The sequence below is a fragment of the Micromonospora terminaliae genome, assembly GCF_009671205.1.
Lineage (GTDB): Bacteria > Actinomycetota > Actinomycetes > Mycobacteriales > Micromonosporaceae > Micromonospora > Micromonospora terminaliae.
Genome location: NZ_CP045309.1, coordinates 2,137,631 through 2,159,479, shown reverse-complemented (window position 1 = coordinate 2,159,479; position 21,849 = coordinate 2,137,631). Strand labels below are relative to the sequence as shown.

At 67.6% G+C, this 21,849-nt stretch carries 15 protein-coding genes; 8 read left to right on the top strand and 7 right to left on the bottom strand.

Translation table 11 applies throughout. From position 1 onward, the window contains the following. The first annotated feature begins 69 nt into the window (after positions 1–69). The 4 genes from GCE86_RS09465 (at position 70) to GCE86_RS09450 (ending at position 5,261) form a co-directional block, all read left to right on the top strand. Positions 70–606, top strand: coding sequence for an FAD-dependent oxidoreductase (locus tag GCE86_RS09465; protein WP_341874577.1), 537 nt, complete (start codon positions 70–72; stop codon positions 604–606). A 171-nt stretch (positions 607–777) separates the two neighbouring features. Continuing rightward, the gene (locus GCE86_RS09460) at positions 778–3,078 is read left to right on the top strand and encodes a hypothetical protein (RefSeq protein WP_167537039.1); all 2,301 of its coding nucleotides are present in this window, start codon (positions 778–780) and stop codon (positions 3,076–3,078) included. A gap of 67 nt (positions 3,079–3,145) precedes the next feature. Then, entirely contained in the window at positions 3,146–3,640 is a 495-nt protein-coding gene (locus tag GCE86_RS09455; RefSeq protein ID WP_154226591.1) for a hypothetical protein, read from the top strand. 259 nt (positions 3,641–3,899) lie between these two features. After that, entirely contained in the window at positions 3,900–5,261 is a 1,362-nt protein-coding gene (locus tag GCE86_RS09450; RefSeq protein WP_239542665.1) for an MFS transporter, read from the top strand. A gap of 213 nt (positions 5,262–5,474) precedes the next feature. Here the strand turns inward: GCE86_RS09450 and GCE86_RS09445 are convergent, their stop codons facing one another. Further along, complete coding sequence (locus GCE86_RS09445) at positions 5,475–6,356, bottom strand: PhzF family phenazine biosynthesis protein (protein WP_154226589.1); 882 nt, start codon at positions 6,354–6,356, stop codon at positions 5,475–5,477. A 396-nt stretch (positions 6,357–6,752) separates the two neighbouring features. Continuing rightward, a complete protein-coding gene (locus tag GCE86_RS09440; protein WP_204342164.1) occupies positions 6,753–7,376 on the bottom strand; it encodes a winged helix-turn-helix transcriptional regulator in 624 nt (207 codons plus the stop codon). 209 nt (positions 7,377–7,585) lie between these two features. Between GCE86_RS09440 and GCE86_RS09435 the strand changes: the two genes are divergently transcribed. The 3 genes from GCE86_RS09435 to GCE86_RS09425 all read left to right on the top strand — a co-directional run bounded on the left by GCE86_RS09435 (position 7,586) and on the right by GCE86_RS09425 (position 9,687). Next, on the top strand, positions 7,586–8,344 hold the full coding sequence (locus tag GCE86_RS09435) for a DUF899 family protein (protein ID WP_154226587.1): 759 nt from the start codon (positions 7,586–7,588) through the stop codon (positions 8,342–8,344). Positions 8,345–8,519: 175 nt separating this feature from the next. Further along, a complete protein-coding gene (locus GCE86_RS09430; protein ID WP_163636771.1) occupies positions 8,520–8,987 on the top strand; it encodes a DUF5134 domain-containing protein in 468 nt (155 codons plus the stop codon). A gap of 196 nt (positions 8,988–9,183) precedes the next feature. After that, complete coding sequence (locus GCE86_RS09425; RefSeq protein WP_154226585.1) at positions 9,184–9,687, top strand: DinB family protein; 504 nt, start codon at positions 9,184–9,186, stop codon at positions 9,685–9,687. Positions 9,688–10,185: 498 nt separating this feature from the next. Here GCE86_RS09425 and GCE86_RS09420 read toward each other — a convergent pair whose 3' ends face one another. Continuing rightward, positions 10,186–11,103 (bottom strand): NADP-dependent oxidoreductase, encoded by a 918-nt coding sequence (locus GCE86_RS09420; RefSeq protein ID WP_154226584.1) that lies wholly within the window; start codon positions 11,101–11,103, stop codon positions 10,186–10,188. A gap of 766 nt (positions 11,104–11,869) precedes the next feature. Here GCE86_RS09420 and GCE86_RS09415 point away from each other — a divergent pair. After that, the gene (locus GCE86_RS09415; RefSeq protein ID WP_154226583.1) at positions 11,870–12,244 is read left to right on the top strand and encodes an ArsR/SmtB family transcription factor; all 375 of its coding nucleotides are present in this window, start codon (positions 11,870–11,872) and stop codon (positions 12,242–12,244) included. A 789-nt stretch (positions 12,245–13,033) separates the two neighbouring features. On the opposite strand, the gene GCE86_RS31595 is transcribed toward GCE86_RS09415, so the two are convergent. The 4 genes from GCE86_RS31595 to GCE86_RS09400 all read right to left on the bottom strand — a co-directional run bounded on the left by GCE86_RS31595 (position 13,034) and on the right by GCE86_RS09400 (position 21,794). Further along, positions 13,034–13,192 (bottom strand): hypothetical protein, encoded by a 159-nt coding sequence (locus GCE86_RS31595; protein WP_167537038.1) that lies wholly within the window; start codon positions 13,190–13,192, stop codon positions 13,034–13,036. A gap of 274 nt (positions 13,193–13,466) precedes the next feature. Next, on the bottom strand, positions 13,467–13,619 hold the full coding sequence (locus GCE86_RS31995; protein ID WP_239542667.1) for a hypothetical protein: 153 nt from the start codon (positions 13,617–13,619) through the stop codon (positions 13,467–13,469). Between the two features lie 720 nt (positions 13,620–14,339). Beyond that, entirely contained in the window at positions 14,340–15,332 is a 993-nt protein-coding gene (locus GCE86_RS09405) for a TolB-like translocation protein (RefSeq protein ID WP_167537037.1), read from the bottom strand. A gap of 33 nt (positions 15,333–15,365) precedes the next feature. Beyond that, positions 15,366–21,794, bottom strand: a complete 6,429-nt coding sequence (locus tag GCE86_RS09400) for an RHS repeat domain-containing protein (protein WP_239542669.1) — start codon at positions 21,792–21,794, stop codon at positions 15,366–15,368. Positions 21,795–21,849: the final 55 nt, after the last annotated feature.

The window sequence follows — 21,849 nt, the reverse complement described above, 5'->3', positions numbered from 1 at the left end:
GGTGAGCGGGCAGCCCCCCGCGGCGGCCGTGGACACCTGCGCCGCGGGTCCCGTACGCCTCATCGGCGCGTGCGCTGCACACGGTTTCCCGCTGTGCTGCACTGTCGGAGGGGCGCAGATCTGACGCAACGTACGGCCCGCCCCGACGCCGTCGTCGTCGGTGGCGGCGTCATCGGCCTCACCACCGCCGTCTGCCTGGCGGAGGCCGGCCTGGCGGTGCTGGTCCGGACCGCCGATCCGGTCGAGTGGACCACCTCGGCGGTGGCCGGCGCCATGTGCGGACCGACGATCACCGGTCCGGACGACCCGGCCACCCGGTGGAGCCGGGCCGGTGAGGCCGAGTTCGCCGCTCTCGCGGCGGATCCCCGCTCGGGGGTGCCCATCAGGCGAGGCCGGCTGGTAAGCGACTGGGGCGACGCAACGCCACCCTGGGCGGCCGGGCTGGCCAGGTTCGCGCCGTGCACCGAGCAGGTCAGCGGGGCTACACCCTCATTCGGAACAGCGCCATCATCGCGTAGCCGAGGAGCAGCAAGCCGACGCCCGTGTCGACGACGAGGGATGAAGCGCTCAGGCCGAAAAGGACAACCGGGGATCAGAACCGTCTGACGGATCGCGGCTGGCCCTTGCCGGTTTGGAACAAATCTTCGAAGCGCCAGCGTGAATCGGTCAGTCCCGCACGGGTCTGTCCATTTTAGACCAGTAGTTCCTGTGGGTACTTCGGACACTCATCCTGGTAAATATACTTAAGGATCTTGATTGGTTAACGGATAGACGGAGGTGTCAGTGAGACACAAAAGACGATGGCGGTCCAGACTTGCCGCGGTGGTTGCGGCCCTGGTTGCCGCGCAGGTGGCGCTCGTTGCCGCCCCGGCGTCGGCAGGGTCGGGCCGCCTGTGGGAGGTGGAGGTCGCGAAGATCCCCACCGCCAAGTACACGCGTGACGCGAAGGTTTACGTCACGGAGGCTACGCAGGCCTTGCGCCCGTTTGTCGGTGCCGGGTTGGGCGACAGCCGGATCGACACGGTACTGGCGGATGTCGGCAGCCGGTATTTCGACGGCGCCCGCTTGAAGAGCGCCGCCGATGGTGAGGTCGCGTTCGACAACCTGGAGCACCTTGAGGCGTTCCTCAAGGGCCGGATGAATGGTGCGAGCCCGCCCAGCGGCGAGGCCGAGCAGGCGCACGTCAGGGCGTTGGTGGAGACCCTCACCGGGGTCCGACTGTTGGCTGACGCGGCGATCCAGGACGCTGAGGCGACGATCGGCCCGTTCCGGGCCAGTCCGCCGCCCGCGCCCGCCCCGGCGGGGCTGACCGAGGCGTTCGCGGACCTGGATGCGGCCAAGGTCAACCTGGCCAAATCCGACGACATGCTCGCCAAGGCCAACCCGGAGCCGGCGACCATTCAGGCCGGGAACGCCTGGTCGAGCGGCTTCAACGTGCTCACCCGGCTCGGCATCACCTACAGCGGCGACCACGACAACGACGGCGTGGTCGACGTGGTGGAGCTGCGGTTCGGCTCCAGCCCGCTGCTGGTCGACTCCGACGGTGACGGACTGACCGACAAGTTCGAGATCACCGAACTGACGGGTTGGACCCGACCCAACGCGGTCGACACCGACCAGGACTCGATCGCCGACGGTGCGGAGGACGTCGACGGCGATGGCCTCACCAACCTGCAAGAGCAGGACCTGGGCACCTCACCCACCAACCCGGACACCGACGGCGACGGAGCCACTGACGGCGCCGAGGTGGCCCAGGGCAGCAACCCGCTCGTCGCCGACCAGCCGCGTGCCCCTCCGGCGCCGGGCGACGTCCCGCCGATCGAACCCGTGCCCACCGACATCGACACCGACGGCGACGGGGTGCCGGACTTCACCGAGGAGAACAACGGCTCCGACCCGACAAAGCCCGACACCGACGGCGACGGCCTTTCCGACAGCGTCGAGCTCGACTACCTGATCAGCGCGCTGTTCCAGGACACCGACAACGACGGCCTGCGCGACGACTACGAAGTCGCCAACGCCGAGTCGCAGGGCCTGCACCCGGGCCAGTTCGACGAGCAGATCAGCAAGTGGACGTACGTCACCGACTTTCTGCTGGGGATGTTCGCCGGTGACTTCGCTGAGAAGGACTCGATGGCGTGGCTCGCCGGCAACCTCTGCGGCGGCGGACTGAGCGTCATCCCGGTGGTCGGCTGGATTCTCGGTGGTCTCGCTGACATCCGCGACACCGTCGCGGCGCTCATCCACGCCGAATGGGTCAGCGCCGGCCTGAGCATCCTCGGCGTCATCCCGTACGTCGGCGACGCGGTCTCCATCCCGGCCAAGGTCGCCAAGTTCGTCAACAAGTACGCGCACCGGCTCATGGGCGCGGCGCGTTACGTCGCCAAGTACGACAAGATCCCGGACTCGGTCAAGGAGCTCACCTACGAGCTCATCATGCCCGAGGTCTGGAACTACCTGATCGTCGAGCAGGTCGAGGAGCCGGCCGGCTTCGTCGCGACGGCGTCCAGCAGCCGGGTCTCCAAGGCGAACTTCGACCGGTTGCTCAACGGCAAGCGAACCGACCTCAAGCGGCTGCACGAGATGATGACCGACCCCGACGGGCTGCACGAGAACGGCCCGAAGGTCGACTGGGCGTACGGCTGGCAGAGCGGCGAGATCAACTTCGCCGACATGATGCAGGGCATCGGCCGCCCCGGCTTGCGGGACTTCGGCGTCAAGAAGCCGGACCACCCTGACTTCAAGGGCGGCCGCGACGTCGACTACGCCGAAGAAACCGACGAGGGCTGGATCTTCCACGAGGTCAAGACCGGCTTCGCGTTCGCCGATGATCGGATCCAGGAGCAGGTCGACCAGTGCGAGAAGGACGCCTGGTACCAGAATCCCGCCAACCAGGACACGATCAAGGAAGCCAACAAGGACAAGATGAAGGGCAAGGGTGTCAAGAAGGTCCACTGGCACTTCGTGGCGAGCGGCAGCGGTCAGCCCAACGTGAACGACCTCGGCATGTCCGAGGATCTGTTCAACTGCCTCAAGAGGAACAACATCACCTACACTATCCATTTCCCGGCGGACTGATCACAGCGTGCGGGCCGGGCCACGTGCCCGGCCCGCACCCCCGGACCCCGTATGTGAGGACGCAGAAATGACCTCTTCGCCTTTCGCAGTGCCGGGCATCGAGCCGAGGACCGGCTCCGCGAACCAGGGCAATGTCGGTTACCGCGGCGACCAGCTGGCCGGCCTTCCCGCGGTCGCCGCTGTTCTCGAGGCGTTCCCGGCCGAGCTGATCGCGCTGGCCGGTCCGGACGAGACGCGGGAGGAGCATCCGATCAGCCGCCTCGCGCTGACGGAGCAGGTCTACGTGTCGACCGGTAGCGGCCTGCACTGGGGGCTCGGGTTCGCCGACGAGGTGGGCCACCTCGTCCAGCCGAGCATGGGCCACATCCGTGAGGACCTGATCGAGAAGGCACTCGCCGAGCAGCCGGGTGTCGCGTCCGCGTTCCACTACGACCGGGAGTCCTTCGAGGTGGAGACCTCGGAGCTGCTGCGGGCCGACGAGATGATGGCCCGGTGGCTGGCGGCCATCCTCGCCGCACACCGCGCGTACGCCCGGCACCTCGGGCGTGAGCTGCCCTACTGACGTCAGGCTGAGGCCCGTGGTCGCGGCCAGCGCGGCATCGACGTCGCGCCAGTCGCCCAACAGCCGACGTTGCTCCGCTCTACGTGTGGCATATCGATGGCTTGGCCGTCCGGCATGATCGGCGTGGTCGACGGAAGGCTCACATCCGGCCGGGCCTGTTTCTGAGTGGGTGGTCGTAGCCGGGCGGACGGTAGCGCGACCGCCGCCGTGCCGGAAAATCGCACGACAATTGTCGTGAGGTTCCGCAGAATCCTCGCTGATGATCGCCGCCGTCCTCCGCCGAGCGCGCCCCCCGTCGCCTCTCGCCGGCCAGCTCGCTGCCCAGTCACTCCTTTTCGCCCTCGGTGAGGGCACCTTCATGACCGGATCGGCCGTGTTCTTCACCAAGATCGTCGGGCTGTCCGCCGGTCAGGTCGGTCTCGGCCTGACGTTCGCTGGCATCGCCGCCTTCCTGGCCGCACTGCCGATGGGCAAGCTGGTCGACCGCTTCGGGCCGAAGAAGATGTGGGCCGTCAGCGCGACCGGGCAGGCGGCGATGTTCGCGGTGTGGCCGCTCATCACCGATTTCAAGGGCTACGTCGCCATGGCCGTCGGCATGGAGGTCATCGGCGCCCTCGGCAACGCGGCGCACGGCGCGTACACGATCGACGCACTGCCGCCGAACGAGCGGGTGCAATCACGCGCCTACATGTACTCCGCGCTCAACCTCGGCTTCACCCTCGGCTCCCTGATGGGTGGCTTCGCGCTGGCGTTCCACTCCAACGACGTCCTCCACGCGCTGCCCTGGTTCACGACAGTGGTCTTCCTCGTCAACGCTGCCGCAATCGGCCGACTGCCGCGGGCCTCACACGACGACCGCACCCCGCAGGACCGCAAGGCGAAGATCCCCGGGCCCGGACCGCTGCGCAACCCCGGCTGGCTCCTCACGACGTTCTTCACCGGGGTCTTCTGGACCAACCAGGTGCTACTCAACATCGTGATTCCGCTGTGGCTGGTGGAACAGACCGACGCCCCCCGGGTGCTGCTGGCCTTTCTGTTCGGCACCAACACGGTGATGTGCATCTTCCTGCCGATGGCGGCGGCCCGCGGCGTTGAGGACGTGCCGACCGCGCTGAAGGCGGTTCGGGTGTCGTCCGCCTTCTTCGTGCTCTCGTGTTTGATCACGCTGGCGACCCACGACACCGTCGGCTGGGTCACGATCTCGCTGGTCTGGCTGGGTCACGTCACCGTGACCGGGGCTGAGCTATACCTCTCGGCCGCCAGCTGGTCGTTCGAGGCCGAGTTGATGGACCCGCGTCAGCGCGGCGCCTACCAGGGCGCCGCCGAACTGAGCGGCACCCTGGGCAAGGTATGGGCGCCGGCGGTGTACACCTTCCTCGCGATGAACTGGGGCGCCAGCGGCTGGCTGGTGATCGCCGGCATCATCGTGGTGGCCACCATCGGCGTGCACCCGTCGACTCGGCTGGCGCGGCGATTCCTCGAGCAGCACGTCCCTGCCGACGTGTTGGCCGACGCCCGTGCGTCCAGCCGCGAGCCCGAGGAGGGCATCGCGGCCGGGCCGCCCTCGCTCATCAACACCGATGAGCCGCAGCCCGAGTCCACCGGTGGCCTGATCCGCTAGGCCACGCCCTGGCTGACTTGACCACTTCCCGCAGTCGCGGGCGGCACGGGCACGCGCCGACGCCGGCACGGCACCCTGCTGGTGACCCTCCTCGACGACCCCGCCGCCGTAGACTCGCTGCGCTACGAGGATCCATGCCCGCTGGCTCAGGGCGGCGTGAGCTCCCCGCGGCAGCAGCACGTTAGGGCGCGGTCGGCGGCAAAAGACGACGGTCTAGTTGTCGCCTCGGTTCCTGTCGCGGACCACCGCTAACCCGCCGACCCGGGTCGTAATGCCCGCCGGCCCGCGTCGGGCCGAAGCGAGCACGCTTGACGGTCGACCGAGGGTGTCACCCTGCTCCACCTCGATCGCGACCGTCTGTTCCCCTGTCGTGTCGAGCAGGTGGGCGGCCAGGCAGCCGGTGCTGTTGGCGTTGGCGACGTCCTCGTCGACACCGATCGCCGGCGCGAACATCCGCGCCGCACCCGGTCGGTCGCCCACCGGCGGTACGTACACGAAACACCCGAGGAGCCCGTACCGCCGGCACGCCGCTGTCAGCCTGCCGAGGTGTGGGCAGACTCGGAGCAGCGCCGACCGGTCGTGGACCGGTACCAGCATGCGTGGTGCGCCGGGCGCGGCGATGCGTAGCGCGTCGGTCGGATGCGGGTCGTCAGCGGTGAGGCCGAGCGCGGCGACGATCGCGGCGCGCTCGTCCGGTGCCGGGTGACGCAGCGCGACGAGGCCCTGGTCGAACCACACCTCGATGCCGGCGGGGCGGCGGATCGCGACGGTGTCGAACGTGCGCCCGCCGGTGTGTTGGCGGTCGTTCAGCTCGCCCAGCGCGGTGCGGGTCAACCGGACGGCCTGCGCGGCAACGGTGCCATGGCCGCAGCCGGACAGTTCGGCGGTGGCGGTGAAAAACCGGACCGGCCAGCCACCGTCCGGCGTCCGCCCTGTGCCGAGGAACGCCGCGTGCGAAGTGCCGGCCGCAGCAGCGACCGCACGCCGGTCCGCGTCCGTCGCCGCCGGGTCGTCGTCGGTGACGGCCGTGGGGCTACCGCCACGGCCATCGCGCCGCACGCACGCATCAACCACCGTGACATCCGGCCAGGACATGGGCCCACCTCTGACGCTCAACGAACCGGCAAACTCTACTGCGGGAATATGAGCTCCTCTGAGCCGCCCGAGCCCTCGCTGCTTGTGACGGTGAGCGGGAGTGGCCTCCGTGCAGCTCGGGCGACGCACGAGAATGCCACTCACACAGCAACTCATGTCCGGTCCCGCCACTACTAGCCGACTCCCAGGTGAAAACCGTGCCCACCTCGTCGCTCAGGCCGACCCGAAGCGCGGAAGAGCAAATCCAGTCCCGATCAAGCCGAAACACTCTGTAGCCCACGGACGGCGGCAGATGCGTGTAGGGACCTTGGTCGACGCCGGGCCGGAGTGTCGACCAAACAGGACGGGCCGGATCTGCCCGGGGCATTGGGTCACCTTCCGGGCAGCCTCTGGCGGCTATCCGCCCGTCCCCCTTGGCCCGGGGGTGCCGTTTGAGCTTTGACCTGTGGCGCCCGGGACTCGCACGGCCGCGACGAGACGGCGTACGACCTCGGGATCACCGATGATGGCGGCGCCGGCAGCTACGAGGCCGGCGAGGTCGTCGCTGCCGAAGACGGCGAGGAGGGCATCCGTCGTGGTGATCAGGACGGCGTGCGGCTCTTCGGGCGGCTCGTGGGTGACCTCGGCGCCGGCCGACGTGAGGCGGACGCCGAACACCCCGGCGGGACCGTGGTCGCGTAGTTCGATCCGGAGCGTCACCTCGGGCTGTTCCGGCGTCGGCACGAAGTAGGTGCGGATGGTCAGCATGGCGCTGTCTGCGCTCACGAAAAGCTGTTCCGCAGTCGGCGGGGCGGCCAGCGCCCAGGTGCCCAGCGCGACCACGATCGGCTCGAGGCCGCGACCCCACGCGGTCAGCTCGTAGACCCGCACATTGCCTGGCGGAGGCAGCTGCCGACGGCGTACGACGCCCGCGTCGGCCAGCTCGCGCAGCCGGTCGGACAGTGCGTTCGGGCTGGCGGTCGGGAGCGCCTGCTGGAGGTCGGTGAACCGTTTCGGCCCGAGCAGCAGCTCGCGCACCACGAGCAGCGACCACCGCTCTCCGACGATGTCGAGGCCGCGAGCAACGCCGCACGCCTGGCGATAACCCCGCTGAGTGGGCACCGAAAACCTCCCTACGCCTTGTCCGCTACCGCGCCGCCCGTTCGTCACACTGGCGAGTCCAAGAATGATACTTGCTTGATCCTAGCAGTCACTATTAGCCTCATAGCGACTGACCAGAGGAGGAGTCCATGACCACCCCAGCGACACCCCCGATCACCGACCGCGAGACCTGGCAGAAGCAACTCGACGAGCTCCGGCTCCGCGAGAAGGCGCACACCCGCGAGGGCGACGCCGTCGCCGCGGCCCGCCGGCGGTTGCCGATGGTCGAGGTCGACCCGGCCACCCGTCTGGTCGGTGCCGACGGCCGGGTGCCCCTGCTTGACGTCTTCGAGGGGAGGACTCAGCTGTTCGCGTCGTACCACATGTGGCACACGGGCAGGCCGGCCGCCGACCAGTGCGAGGGATGTACGTTCTTCACCGGGCAGGTGCTCGAGTTGTCCTACCTGCACTCGCGTGACGTCACGTTCGCGGTCTTCTGTCAGGGGCCGTTCGAGGAGTCGTCGCGCTACCGCGACTTCATGGGCTGGCAGGCGCCCTGGTACTCGGTGCCCGCGGAGTCGCTCGACTCCCTCGTCGCCGGGCGCGCGTTCGGGATGAAGGCGTGCTACCTGCGCCAGGGCGACCGGGTGTTCGAGACCTACTGGACCACCGGGCGGGGCGTCGAGGCGATGGCGCCGTCGTACGGCCTGCTCGACATGACCGTCTACGGTCGCCAGGAGACCTGGGAGGACTCGCCAGACGGCTGGCCGCAGCGCTTCCGGACCGACGGCGACCAGTTCCGGCTCGACGGCCGGCCGACCTCCCAGTGGTCGCGCCTCGCCACCGGCCGTGACGACGACCTGGGCGCCACCGAGCCCGCCGGCAGCGCGCACCAGTGCTGCCACTGAGGTTCGGCGTCTGCCCGAGGGCCCGCCACCGTTCGTGGGGCCGATGATCGACATTGCCCCCCTCCGATGGCTGCTGACAGTGGCGTTCGGAGGGGCGGCCGCCTTTCACCTGCTCCGGTGCCTGCGCCCACCCGCTGCGTGGCTCTCTCCGGTGGCGGAGCATCGACTCTCCGAGATGTTGCACCTGGTCATGGGACTATCGATGATCGCGATGATCTGGCCGTGGGGCGCGGCGGTCCCGGCAGCGGCCCGGATTGTCATTTTCATGATGTCGACTGGGTGGTTCGCGGTGCGGGCGGTGTGGACGCCCCGCGGTCGCGCCCTTCCGGTTTTCTTCGCCACTGCGACAGGGACGATGGTGTGGATGGGTGCCTCGACACCGGGGCACGCCTCCGCCGGCGGTCACAGTGGTATGGACATGGCCGGGATGGGTCATGCGCCGGTCGGGTGTGCCGGATGGGCCAGTGCGCTGCTCGGGGGCTACCTGGTACTCGCCGGAGTCTGGTGGGTTGGCCGCGGGATGCGCGTCGGTGGCCTGTCCACGGCGACGACGGACGCGGTGGGGTGTCCGCTGGACTGGTCGGCACTGTGCCACGGCGTGATGAGCGCGGGTATGGGCATCGCCCTGCTGGCGATGGCGTAAACGATGGGCGCCAGGCGGGATGCTCGTCGCCGGGTGAACTTCGGTTGAGATCAACAGGAACATGCCAAGATCGGGCATCCGCTCTTCGACAGAAGCGGATAACTGGCATGCCAGTCGTCACGGAAAGTCGGCGGGTACGTATCCGCAAGGTTGCATTCGGCCCTGTGAAGAAGTGTCGTGTTAGGGAGGTTCAGAAATGACGGTGGCCGTCGACGCCGAGATCACCGCGTTGATGCAGTGCCTCCAGAGGCAGCGAGACCACGTGCTGGGTGCCGTGGAAGGACTGAGCGATGAGGCGATGCGGCGCCCCGTGCTGCCCTCTGGGTGGAGCTGCCTCGGGATGCTGCAGCACCTCGCGCTGTCGGTGGAGCGTTTGTGGTTCCGCGCAGTTGTGGCCGGCGACCCGGAGGTCATCGACCTGGTTGGCAGCCAAGACAGCCCATGGCAGGTAGCCCCGGGACTGCCGGCCGGCGATGTCCTTGACTGCTATCGCCATGAGGCTTCTCTGGCCGATGCCGTCATCGCCGCCTCATCTGCCGATGCCGACCTGGCCTGGTGGCCCTTCCCCGGGAATGAGTGGCGCCTGCACAATCTTCGGGACGTCCTGCTCCATGTGATCACCGAGACCGCCTGCCACGCCGGACACCTCGACGCGGTTCGCGAACTCATCGACGGGCAACAGTGGGTGGTGAACGCCTGACCAGTAGGCCTGGCGCCGCATTTCGACTCCCGTGCGGCCGAACCCTGGTTGCGCCATTCCGGTCCCCCATGTCAAGCCTGGCGACCACTCTGACGGCCAACCGGATCTGCCGCGAGTCGCGCGCTAAACGCGAGGCCGGAGCGATCATGTCAAGCGTCAACCGAGGCCGCCGTGTCAACCATCAACCGGAGTCGGACAGCCGGCTGTCGGCGACGTCGCGTCTCAGGACGTGCGTCGATGCCGCCGGCAGTCAGGGCGTTGTGCACCGCGACCGGGCGGCAGTAGAAGCTGATCTGATACTCGGACGAGGTGTCCATGATCTTCTTGGATGGGGCCGCCGGAGCCGCAGGTGGAGCGGTGGCCGTGTCCGGGTCGAACGCGGCCGTGGCTGTGGCGGGCGCACTGCGCGGCCCCACTGACGTCGTCGACGTCGGGTGGGGTGCCGATCTCGTCAGTGGGGCGTCAGCATGACGGCGCTGTGGGCCTATTCCAGGGCACTCAGGGGCGCACGCGAATGACGGTCTTGCCCTTGCGCCGCTCGGTCGGGTTGAGCGCGGGGATGGCGTCGTCGAGAGTCGCGACTGTTCCGATGTGCGTGCGAAGGCGCCCGTCTCGCACCCGGTCGACAATCTCCATTAGCTGACTCGGAACGGACTCGACGACGAAGTCGACCGCCAAGCCGTCGACAGGGCGAGCCTCAACAGGTCCGACCACCGACACCAGCGTCCCGCCAGGCCGGATGATGCTCGCCGAGCGCCTTTGGATATCACCGCCGATGACATCGAAGACCAGGTCGACCCCGCCGATGTCGTCGAGATCCTCGTGGTCGAGGTCGAGGAACTCGTTCGCGCCGAAGTCGAGCGCCGCCTGGCGGTCCGCCGCCCGACCGGTACCGATGACGAAGGCGCCGAACTCCCGGGCGAGCTGCGTCACCACTGATCCGACGGCGCCGGCGGCGCCGTGTGCAAGGACGCTCTGCCCCGCCTGAAGACGACCGTGCTGGAACAGGCCCTGCCACGCGGTCAGGCCGGAGATCGGCAGACTCGCACCCACCGTGAAGTCGACGTTCCCCGGCAGCGGCGCAAGGTTGCGTGCCTCCACGGCCGCGTACTCAGCCAGCGTTCCATCGCGGTGCCAGTCCGTGATCCCGAACACCCGCTGTCCCAACGAGAGTCCCGTCGTGCCGTAGCCGAGGGAGGAGACCACTCCGGCGAACTCGTGGCCGATGATCGCCTGGGCGCGATCGTGACCGGAGCGATCGACCCACGTCGAGGGCCACTCCCACTCCGCGGGGACGAAGCCCGACGCGTGGACTTCAACCACGACGTCGTTGATCGCCGGCGTCGGCTCAGGCCGCTCCGCGAGTGTGATTCCGGCTGCTTCCGCGGCCTGATCCATCGCGACGATTGCCTTCATGGTGCCTCCGTGTATCTCGTGCTCGTCGGCTCTGTGCGCCGCCTTTTGGGCCTGCTAGCCCTGCAGGTGCCGACAATGACGTCCGCCCTGGTCACTGCCGGTTTGACCACGACGACAAAGATCTTGCCCTCATCAACGTGCCCAGGCTGGTCGAATCGCTGAAAAACCACTGGGCGAGGATGACGGGTCGTGCTGCTTCGACTGGTCTACCTCGGCGTAACCAACGCGCTGGCGATGCTGGCACCCGATATCGAAGGCCACCGCAGCCTCGGCACTGGCACACATGCTGGCCGCCTCGGGCGGCGATCCTGTGGCGGTCCCCGATCACCAGGTCGCGAGGTCTTCCGACCAACTCTCGACTGCCTCGTCAGGGCGGGCGGGACAGGAACGCACCCTGGTCCTAGCCGGGCCCGGCATTCCGCACACCGACGGCGACCTCGCCCTCATCCCGGAACACCCGCAAACCGGTGAACTCTGGCCGGTAACCCGCCGACGATGCCAGTCCCGCTGGCCTGGGACGCCTGGCGACACCTCGCGTTCCAGCGAGCCCCGAAGCCGGTTGGACGGTCCGTCCCAATCCCGCCGGACGCCCTGCCGGCACTGCTCCCGAATTACCGATTCGAGCCGGACGGTGACCGAGACGCGGGCCGAGGCTCATACCTCCGTCCGGACACGGACGCGGCCGGTAGCAGGAGGGTCCTACCCGCGGGCCGTCGTTGGGCCTAGTCCTGGGTTCCGCCAGCGTATTGATGGTGTTGGTGCAACGATGCATGACGTGGGAACCCCGAAAACCGCTGCAACCGCTGTTGTCTCGCCGCTCGCGGGTGAGCCGATCAAGCGCGCCGACGCCGAACGGCTCGCGGGCGTGCTGAAGGCCGTCGCCGACCCGGCCCGGCTGCGACTGCTCAGCCTGATCCAGTCCGCTCCCGAGGGCGAGGCCTCCGTCAGTGACCTCACCGCGCCGCTCGGCCTCTCCCAGCCGACCGTCAGTCATCACCTGCGGATCCTCACCGAGGCCGGTCTGCTCGAGCGCGAGAAGCGCGGGGTGTGGGCGTACTACCGCCTGGTGCCGTCCGCGATCGCGGCGATCGCCGAACTGTTGACCCCGCCCCGCAAGCGCGCGACCAGGAAAACCCGCTAAGCGCCACTGTCAAAGACCGCCGGCGCCGGCCCTGCCGGCAATTGGATCCGCTCTGGTCGCGGCCGGTTTCATCCCGCCGAGAAGGTCCCGGCAGCGCTCTCGCTTCGACAACCCACCGCTGGGCAAGCCCGCGGCCGGGTCGCTGACCAGCTGGTCTGGGTCACGATGAAGGCATGGCTGTCACGGGCAGGAACTGCGGTGACGGGCCAACCGCCTACCCCATTCGGACGGTTTTCGAGATCCTGGCAGCGGTGGGGCGCCCTGGACCATGCCTGCGGACCGTTCACCGCCCGCTACGCGGCTGGGCGTCCTGCTAGCAGTTCACGCTGTTGCAGATGCTCTTTCACCTGCCTGAAGCGCGGTGATCAGTCGCTGCTGGTGAAGGTCGGCGAGTTGCTGAAGCCGGCGGGCGATGGTCGCGGTGGACGGAGCTTGCTGTCAAGCAGCGACCTGCCGGTTCCTGGCCTGGGACTAGAGGCCGTCGGAGAAGGACCCCATAGAGCCCTGCGGAGGGCGGGAAGTGACTTCCGCCCTCGCTCGCCTTGACGCGTCGGCGCGCATACCGGCTCACGAGCCTCCCGGCGGGTTCCACACCCCACCAGCGAACCCAAGGTCCGCCGCGGTCACCTCCGTACGTGCCGTGACAGCGAAGGTGCGCACCACAGTTCGCGCCAAACCCGTACCGACCCTCACGGCCGCCGGTGCCGCAGCCGCCCTCACGGTCGTGGCCCGGGGCCGCCTGCTCGACACCCCGATCACGCGAAGCCCTAACGGCGACCGCTCGCGCCGTCAGCGGCGGCCAGACGGTCCGCCCGTCATCCGCTCTGCGAATTGCCGTAGCTTCGCCTGCATGCTCGGCTTGGCCGCCTCGCGTCGCCCGCGGTCGATCATCTTGCGCCCTTGTGGGCTGTTCAGGAACCCCTTGATCCGTTGGCCGACCGATGTCATGACCTGCCACCTTTCATTGCTCTAGTGACTGCGGTAGTAGGGCCGCGCCTCATGGCTTCTTACCCGCGGACGCCCTGCCTATCTGCCTTGGAGGTGAGCCGGAACGGTCAGATCCAGTGACGAGGGCAAGCCGCCGCATGAGCGCCGTCGGGGTCGCGGTGAGGGCGGTCCTCCCGGCCGGGCGGGCCGCATGGGGGCATCGCTACGAGGTGGCTGAACGGCCCGGCCGCGGCAACGCGGCAACTGGGTGGCTAGGGCCGCCGGTTCACGCCTGTCAGCCGGCCGGTATCCCGAAGGGGTCTTCGCCCTCGCCGAGGAGTAGCGGCACGTCGTAGACCGACGTGTCCGGCCGGGCTCGCGCATGGCGGAGCCGGTGGCGCCACCGTTGGTGCTCGAAGGCGACGTCGGCGTCGATCTCGGCCACCACGACTGGATCCACCTGCGCGTACGGCAAGGGCTCGGTCCGGTCCAATCGGCCCCGACCAGGATGCGGGCAGTGGCTGCGGCCACGGGTGGGCGATCGTGCCGGGGCGTGCAAGGAGCGGTGGTGTGAGCAGCGCCGCCAGCTCTGTGGCCTGGCCGGTGGTGAGCGGGTGGGAGCGGCCGGTGTAGCGCAGTCGTCCCCGCCGGTCCAGGCGGCCGAGCAGCACCGTTTCCGGGCTGTGGATGCTGCCGGTGACCCCGCCGACGATGGCCTCCGTGACGATGCGGGTGCGGAACTTCGACCAGCCGCGCCGGCCGGGCTCGTACCGGCCGGCCCGCCGCTTGCTCACCACCTTCGATGCCCGCCGCCCTTGACCGGCCCCGCCCCTTGAGGGATGACCTGCGAAACGAGAACACGCAGGCCGTGGTGGGGGCCGTTAAGTGCCATTCGGCGCCGTGGGCGCTGTTCAATGCCGTTCGCTGCACCCGGCTGCTGCCAACCCGCTTCCACTCTCTGACCAGGCGCACGGCGGCTGGTTGGCACGGCCAAATGACTCCTCCGCCGATCATGAGACCTTTGCGTGAGCCGGTAAGTGGTCGCGGCCGGGGGCCCTGCGGCTGACGTCGGGTCGCTGTATCGAACGATGCGAGCGCGGCCGCTGGTGCGACCAGGCGGCGGGGTGGCATGGCAAACGCTGCCGGCTAAAGGACCGATCGGACCGTGCTACTTCCCTTTCACGGTGCCTATCTCCAGGACTTCATCCTTACTACCCGTGGACCGCACGATCGCTATCTGACTTCCATCGGGAGCAGCGCACACAGCACGGAAATCGCCGGAGGCAAGGAGCGCGACCTTCCCACTCTCAGCAAACACCTGCCAAACGCCCCTGCGTCCGTCCTGCACCCCGCTAACCACCACCGAGTCGCTGTTAGGCACCACGGCCAGATCGTAGGGTTCCGTGAACTCGGGCCCAAACTTCCGCAACTGCTTCGAATACTGATCGAAGACGAGCGGTTGCCATGGCACGTCAGGTTTCTCAGACAAGCCCATGGCCCGGTTCGACGCTAGGAGGTAAAGCTTCCCTTCGGCGTCGACATCCGCGAAACCAGCACGTCCTGGCTTCTGGCAGTTCGCATTCTCCAACGAGGCCGCTCGCAAATCCCAGGCAAGAACATCAGTCGGCTTGTAGGACGGAAAGGCCATCGCCTCCCCGTTCTGGAACAGGCCCAGGCTCATACAGTCGCCTGTCAGCAACTCCAGCCAGCCTGTCCGCATGTCATGATTCCATTTGATGAGGCGATTCGGCGCACCCAGAGACGCAAGCCGGACAAGCTTTCGGCCTTCGATTCGGACCGCGAACCTCTCTCCGGCCTCGTCACACGTGACTACCGCGCCGAGGGCCCCGTTTGGAAGGGGTGCCAGATCGAAAAAGTCCGCCTGAGGGCAGAACCCGTTGGCATCCAGCTCGATCGGGCTCAAAACCCCATCATCAGTGAATTGAGCCAGATCGGGCTGGTCTTTAGATCCTGTCGAGTAGAGAGCAAACAGACGGCGATCAGCACTCCAAGCAATGTCGTCCACGTGCGCCGCATCGGTCACTCCCAGACGACGGGGTTGGGAAGCCTCCTCCGGCGCGCACGCAGTCAGCAGCACCATGACAGCGGCCGCGACGAACGCGCAGCAATGCGCGAAGCGCTTGACTCCGCCATTCGTCACGGCCGCCGAGTCTCCTTTATCCACCGAAGTTCTTTAAGAGAAGCAGATTCCCGCACAGTTCGTCGAAAGGGCTCTTTGTACCCCCTCGATCGCCTGGTCCGTCCTGCTGCTGTCGAGCCCTTCGTTCAGGATTCTATCACCCGAGCTGTATCCGCCATTGGAGGCCCAGGCATTCACCACGTCCTGCTTGGTTATGTGCACTGAGTCGCGCCCGATTTCGATTCCGACGTCGTTGTTCCGGAGGTCGCGGCGCATCTCAATCACACCGCGCTTCTTCTCCCAGTGATCAACTTCGTGAGCCACCCCGAACAGTCGGGCGTCGTCCTCCGGCACCCCGTTGGCCACCATAATGGCCATCCAAAGACCGTGGTGTTTGGCGTTCCACCTCGGGTCTTCGCCGCTGACACCCTTCGGCCGCACCGCGAGTTCGTTCTCTGCCAGATGAAAAGCCCGCTGTGCGATCTTACAGGTTACCGCGCCTACCATCCGGCACCAGGCACGCTCGTGTGGGCCGATTTGGTCCTTCCTTGCGCCGGCGTTCCCACTGGTGTACCTCCCGCAGAAGGGTTCTCCGCCGAAGCAGGTCTTCGGCTCGTCGCCCCATTTCTTGAGCATGTCGTCCGCGCGCTCGATGGCCTTCCGTTCGCTGTCGGTGAAGGCGTGACAGTTGTTGATGCTGACGCCCTTGCAGGCGTACCGCTTGTTGCCCTCGCTCTGGTCGGCCTTGCATTCCGCTCCGCATCCGGACCCGCCGTACCGGTGCTGAGTGTTGAGCTCGGACTGGTGCGAGGGTTTCCCGCCACCCCACTGAGCGTCTTCGGGACTTAGACCGCTCGGGTCACTCAGGGTGACGGGCGAATTGTTGGCGTAGCTGTAGGCGTTCCACTGCTGAGGGTCAGCAATATTCATAACCGGATCGATGCTAATGAATTTTCCGGTGGTCGGGTCGTATTCGCGGGCACCAAGTCGGGTGAGCCCGGTGCTGGCGTTAAGGGGCTTGTTGAGGAAGCCGTGGTTGTCGGGATAGCTGGCGACGGCCCCGCGTGGGTCGCCGTAGGGGGTGTATTGCCGCCAGGTGGGCGTTTGGGCGGTGTTGTTGAGGTAGAGGGTGGGGGTGCCTTGCGGGTTACTGATGACAAAGGTGTAGTTGGTGCCGGCGCCGGTGCGGATGGCGGTGCCGCCGCCCGGGAGTGGGTAGTAGCGGACGCCGGTGACGGTTTGGGTGGTGCTGTTAAGGGTGTGCTGTTGTCCGGTGGGGAGGTAGAGGGTGGTGGTGCCGGGGTCCTTCTGGAGCAGGAGGTTTCCTGCGGCATCGTAGAGGGAGTTGCTGGTGCCGGCGGTCCGGGCGACGGAGGTGAGTTGGCCGGCGTCGTTCCAGGTAAGGGTTTGGTTTCCGTTGCCGGCGTTGCGGGTGGTCATGTTGCCGGCGGTGTCGTAGCGGTAGCTGGTGGCGCCGGTGATGGATCCGGTGGTGCTGGTCAGGGTGTGGGGCTGTCCGGCGCCGTTGCCGTTGTAGGTGTAGGTGGTGGTGGTGTCGGTCGGTCCGGTGAGGTTGTGCTGGGTTTGTCCGGTCCGATTGCCGAGGTTGTCGAAGGTCCAGCTGGTCCAGTAGGCGCTGTTGCCTCCGATGGTGTTGCCGACCATGGCGTGGTTGGCGATGGTGGGCGTGGTGGTGCAGTCGTCCGTAGCGGTCCACGCTTCGGTGAGGCGCCGGAGCTGGTCGTAGGTGTAGCACTGGGTTTCGGACGACGCGCCACCTAGGCGGGTGCTGGTGTGGTGGATGACGTTGCCCGCGAGGTCGTAGTCGTAGTTCTGCTGGTCGACATTGTCGGGTGTGGTGGGTGTGCGGGTCACCAGCTGCTGCTTGAGGCGCCCGGTGTGCTCGTCGTAGGTGTTGGTGATGAAGGCCTGGTTGGGGGAGGAGCCGATGGTTTGCTGGTTGATGCGGCCATAGGCGTCTTGGGTGACGCCTTGGAGGTAGCCGTTGAGGCCGCCGAAGTGATCGACCTGGTCGAAGGCGTCGTAGCCGTACAGCGTGGTTTCGGCCGGGAGGCCGCCCTTGAGGGGGTAGGAGGTCTTGAGCGGCAGCCCGTTGTTGGGCGTGTAGACGTAGTTGAAGATGTAGTCGCCGCCGAGGGGGCCCTCAACCGTCGGGATGCTGATCGTCTCACCCGTCGGCTTGCCGAATACGTTGAAGCCCTTCACCTGCGTCTTGTAGGGCTGGTTGTTCCAGTAGGCGGTGGAGGTGGTGAGATGTCCCTTCGGGTTGGTCATGTTCAGCACGGCGTTGTTGGAGTTGTCGTATACCAGAGCGGTGAGTTGGTTACTTGGCGACTGGGCGGTCGTGGCGGCGGCGTAGCTAGCAATCTTCCGGTTGAGTGCGTCGTAGGTGGACGACACGGTCTTGCCGCGGGAGTCGGTGGACTGGGTGAGGTTGCCACTGCCGTCGTAGGTCATGCCAGTCGTCTTGCCGGCATCCGGGTCCGTCTTGCTCGTGACCTGGCCGAGCAAGTTGTACTGCGAGGTCCAGGTGTTGCCGTCTGCGTCGGCGACGGCGTCCTGGTTGCCGTGTTCGTCGTAGTGGTAGGTCGATGCGATGGTTGTCCCGCCGGTGGTGGTGAACGTGCCGGTGAATGTGTCGGCGGGTGTGTTCAGCGTCGGTCGGCTCGAGTATTGGAGGAGTTGACTGGTGCGGCCGATTGGGTCGGTGATGGTTGTGGAGACGGTGCCCCCGGCAGGCGGGATGACGGTGGTGCGGTCGCCGTTGTAGACGGTGGTGGTTTTGGAGACGGTCAGACCATCCTTGGCCTGCTCAACGACGACGGGCCGGCCGAGGCCGTCGTAGGTGGTGAACGTCTGGCTCGGTACCGATGACGGCAGCTTCGTTGCCGTGGCCAAGGTGGTGTTCGGAGTCGTTGCCGAGTCCCACCAGCCGTTGTAGGTGGCATCGATCCAGCCGCGGCTGTCGTAGAAGGTGTCGGTGACCAGCCGGCCGCCCTGCGGCGTGTCCGTCTGCGTCTGCCGTGGCCGCAGCTGCGCGTCGTAAATGATGGTCGACTTGATGTAACCGTTGAAGTCGTTGGCCCACTCAGTGGTAGTGGCGGTGATTCCAGTCTTAGAGACGGCGTACGTGAACTTGTAGTTCGCCGGCGCGCTGGTGGCACGGTTGTTGAGCCAGACGGCGGTGGCGCGTCCCAACGGGTCGTACTGCTGGGTGGTGACGACGCCGTTGGGGTCAGTCGCGGCCAGGGGCAGGCCGCGTTGCGGGTCGATCGTGGTCGACTGGGTGTGGCCGAGGGCGTTGGCGACGGTCGTCGCGGTGGTCAGTCCGACGGCGTTGTCGGTGTAGGTCGTGGTGGTCTTGTTGCCGTTACCGTCGTAGGTGTCCCTCGCGCGGCCGTAGCTGTCGTAGCTGGCCCGGCTCATGGTCTGCCACGTGTAGGCGCCGCTTGTGTAGTCGGCGGCTTTGCGCGTCATGGTCACATCGCCCTTGCTGGGCGGGGCAGCCTGGGGGAACGTGGTCGACCAGGTGGCGTCGTCGTAGAAGGTGCGGGTGCGCCCCACCACCTGCGCCGGCCGCGAGACCGTCGTCGGGGTGGTCAGGGTGTTGAGGCTGCCCGGCTCGGAGGCGGGGCTGCCGGGGGTGTAGCCGGCGCACGCCACGGAAACCGTCTCGGTTTCGCTGACCAGGCCGACCAGGTTCTTGCTGGCGTTGACGGGCGCGTAGTTGGTGGTGGTGCAGGAGTCGTACGCCGGGTCGGCCGGGACGGCGTGGCTGTAGGTGGCCTTGGCCAGCCCGAGGGTGGGTGAGGAGACGGTCGCGTCATAGCTGGTGTCGGTCTGGTTGACCCGCCAGGTGGTGGAGCCTCCTGAGGTGACCGCCTGCCGGTTCTGCACGAGCGCGGGGGCCACCCAGTTCGCGGTCAGGTCCGGCAGGCCGGTACGGGCACGGGTGGCGGTGGGCGCGGACACCCAGTAGGCGGTGATGGTGGAGTTGTCGACCGGTCCGCCCTCGCCCTTGTGCTGCGTCGTCTCGAGCGGCTGTCCGGCGAGTTCGTTGAGGTCCTCGTGGGTGCCGCCGGTGGAGTCGGTGAGGTTGACGACCGCGCCGCCGTTGTTGCGGGACATGCCTCGGTAGTAGGCCGCGGTCGACTTGGTGCGCCGGTCGAAGTCGCCGTCGCCGGTGAAGGTCTGCACCGTGCGGTACCCGCGGAACTGTCCGTAGGTGCGGTGCTTGGCCTTGACGAGCTCGTTGTCGTCGTAGTGCCACGCGGCACCGCCGAGGTAGGCGTAGCTGGTGAAGGTGCCGCCGGATCCACCGGTAGGGTCGGTGGCGCTGACTCGGGTGACGGCGTACTTGTTGAACCAGTCGAGGATCGGCGCGGTGAGGCCGTCCGGGGTCCACCGGATCGGGTAGCAGGAGGTGGTGTTGGTTGCCGGGTCGACGGTGACCGGCGCGGTGCAGGGATCGGGCCGCTCGTAGGAGACGGTGATCACCGAGCCGGTCTCGGTGGTGATCGTTTCGAGTCGGTGCCGGTTGAACACCGGGAATCCGTCGACGGTGGCGACACGGTTCTGCAGCTTGATGCTGCCGAACGACACCGAAGGCAATGTCTTCGACACTGTCGTCCCGCCCGGGGGGGTGTCGTATCCGGTGCGGGTAATCGAGTCCAGCCACAGGGTGGGTGAGGTGCCGTCCTCGGTTGTCGGCATCGTGTGGGTCAGGGCCCAGAGGTCGACGGGCGTGTACGGGGCGCTGCCTGTGTTGGACTGCTGGGTCGTGATTGAGGTGAGCCTGACGGTGGAGAAGAACGACGGGCTCTGCGAGGTGCAGGTGGCTCCGGAGTCGCAGACCAGGTCGTAGGGCACGTCGGGCCAGTTCGCCTTGTTCGCCGCGTTCAGCGGCTGGCAGGTGCCGGACAGGCACCGGTCGCCGGTGCCGAATACCACCTGGTTCGGGACTGGGCCGTAGGCGTTGCCGTCGGTGAATCCGTAGTCGATGCGGTCGAGGTAGCTGTCGCGGACGTAGGAGGCCATCGTGGCGCCCTGGTTACGGCCGTAATAGTTGGTGGCCTGCTTGTAGTAGTAGGCCATCGCGGTGCCGTGCACGTCCTTGACGTAGTCAAGGTTCCACCGGCGCGCCATGGTGCACACCGACGAGTCGAAGCCAGCGGAGTTGTAGCACGGCCCCGACGAGTGCGGCGAGTAGACCGGCACGGTGTCAACCGACTTCGTGGTCGGCTTGCCGGACGTCCATCCCGGGAGCTGGTTGCGGCCGAACTCGTAGACGGTGCCGTCGCGCGCGGTCAGGCGCCAGTAGTCGGTGTCGCGGGTGCCGGACCCGTTGTTGGAGTTCATCACGTGCGTGATGACCTCACCGTTGTCCGACGTCGGCTTCCACACCTGCTTGCCTGCGTCCCACACTAGGGCGGAGGTGGAGCCGTTGAGCGACAGGGTCAGGATCGGCCCGTCGTAGCACAGGTCGCTGGTTTTCTTCGGCGACGCTGTGCCCTCGGGGTCGTCGGCGCACGAGATGAACGACTGCTCAACGTACGACTGCGCCGTGGACCAGCCGTCACCTGCCCAGGAGGCTTGGGCCTGCGTCGAGGCAGTCTGCCCATCGACGCTGCTCGAGTCGTACGACAGAGTCAGCGTCGGGGTCAGGCCGGTGGCGGCCGGAGGAACGGTGAGGGGGTAGCTGTAGGTGAACGCCCCGGAGCTGCCGCCGCCGCTCCACGAGCCGGACGGCTTGAGGTCGCTGGCCGCGTAGGTGCCGGCACCGCTGGCAGTGGTGTCCGATGTCGCGACCGCCGCCAGCACCGTCGGCGCGGATGCGGATGCAGCGCGGTCACTGGAGGTCCCGCCCGCGAGGGTGATCTCCGCCGACACCGTCCGTGCAGCCGCGTCGTTCGTGGATTTCACCAGCGTGGCGGTGCGGCAGGCAGACACCTCTGGTGTCGTCAGGGCGCATTCCGGTAGCTGCACCAGCCGCAGCCGGGAGCCGTAGTTGCCGCCGTACGCTTCGGCGAAGCCGGCGTAGTCCACGCCGACGCGGGCATGCCCGGTTCCCTGCCCCTGCGGATACACCGCCACGAGCAGTCCGACGATTCCCGCCCGCTGCGCCGTCGCCTGGTCCAGCACGCGCACGTCCGCCTTCGGCGGGCCGGCGTAGCGGCCGCCCGTGGCGGTCGGGCGCAGCCACACCGGAGTGCCCTTGGCGCGTGCAGTCGCCGTTGCCGCGTCGCTGGAGGTGGGCAGCGTCACCGAGGCCTTGGCGGCGGCCGGCCACCGGGTCGCGGTGGGCTTGTGATTGCTCTTGGCGGCGTTCGGCGGCGTGACGAAGTGCGACGGTACGGGCTTGACCCCCGACACCGCGCGTCCCGGGTACGGCTTCGGCGGCTTGGCCGGCTGCTGCGGTGCGGCGTAGGCGGGTACCCACGTTCCGACGATGACGCAGGTCATCGTGACGCCCAGGGCAAGTGCCCTGCGCAACCGTTTCCGTGCCTGCCCACGCTGA

Bases quoted from the DNA above. Each gene is read 5' to 3' on its own strand.
- GCE86_RS09400 (WP_239542669.1), bottom strand. From the start codon at position 21,794: ATGACCTGCGTCATCGTCGGAACGTGGGTACCCGCCTACGCCGCACCG.
- GCE86_RS31595 (WP_167537038.1), bottom strand. From the start codon at position 13,192: ATGACATCGGTCGGCCAACGGATCAAGGGGTTCCTGAACAGCCCACAA.
- GCE86_RS09415 (WP_154226583.1), top strand. From the start codon at position 11,870: ATGCATGACGTGGGAACCCCGAAAACCGCTGCAACCGCTGTTGTCTCG.
- GCE86_RS09425 (WP_154226585.1), top strand. From the start codon at position 9,184: ATGACGGTGGCCGTCGACGCCGAGATCACCGCGTTGATGCAGTGCCTC.
- GCE86_RS09445 (WP_154226589.1), bottom strand. From the start codon at position 6,356: ATGTCCTGGCCGGATGTCACGGTGGTTGATGCGTGCGTGCGGCGCGAT.
- GCE86_RS09420 (WP_154226584.1), bottom strand. From the start codon at position 11,103: ATGAAGGCAATCGTCGCGATGGATCAGGCCGCGGAAGCAGCCGGAATC.
- GCE86_RS09430 (WP_163636771.1), top strand. From the start codon at position 8,520: ATGTTGCACCTGGTCATGGGACTATCGATGATCGCGATGATCTGGCCG.
- GCE86_RS09435 (WP_154226587.1), top strand. From the start codon at position 7,586: ATGACCACCCCAGCGACACCCCCGATCACCGACCGCGAGACCTGGCAG.
- GCE86_RS09455 (WP_154226591.1), top strand. From the start codon at position 3,146: ATGACCTCTTCGCCTTTCGCAGTGCCGGGCATCGAGCCGAGGACCGGC.
- GCE86_RS09450 (WP_239542665.1), top strand. From the start codon at position 3,900: ATGATCGCCGCCGTCCTCCGCCGAGCGCGCCCCCCGTCGCCTCTCGCC.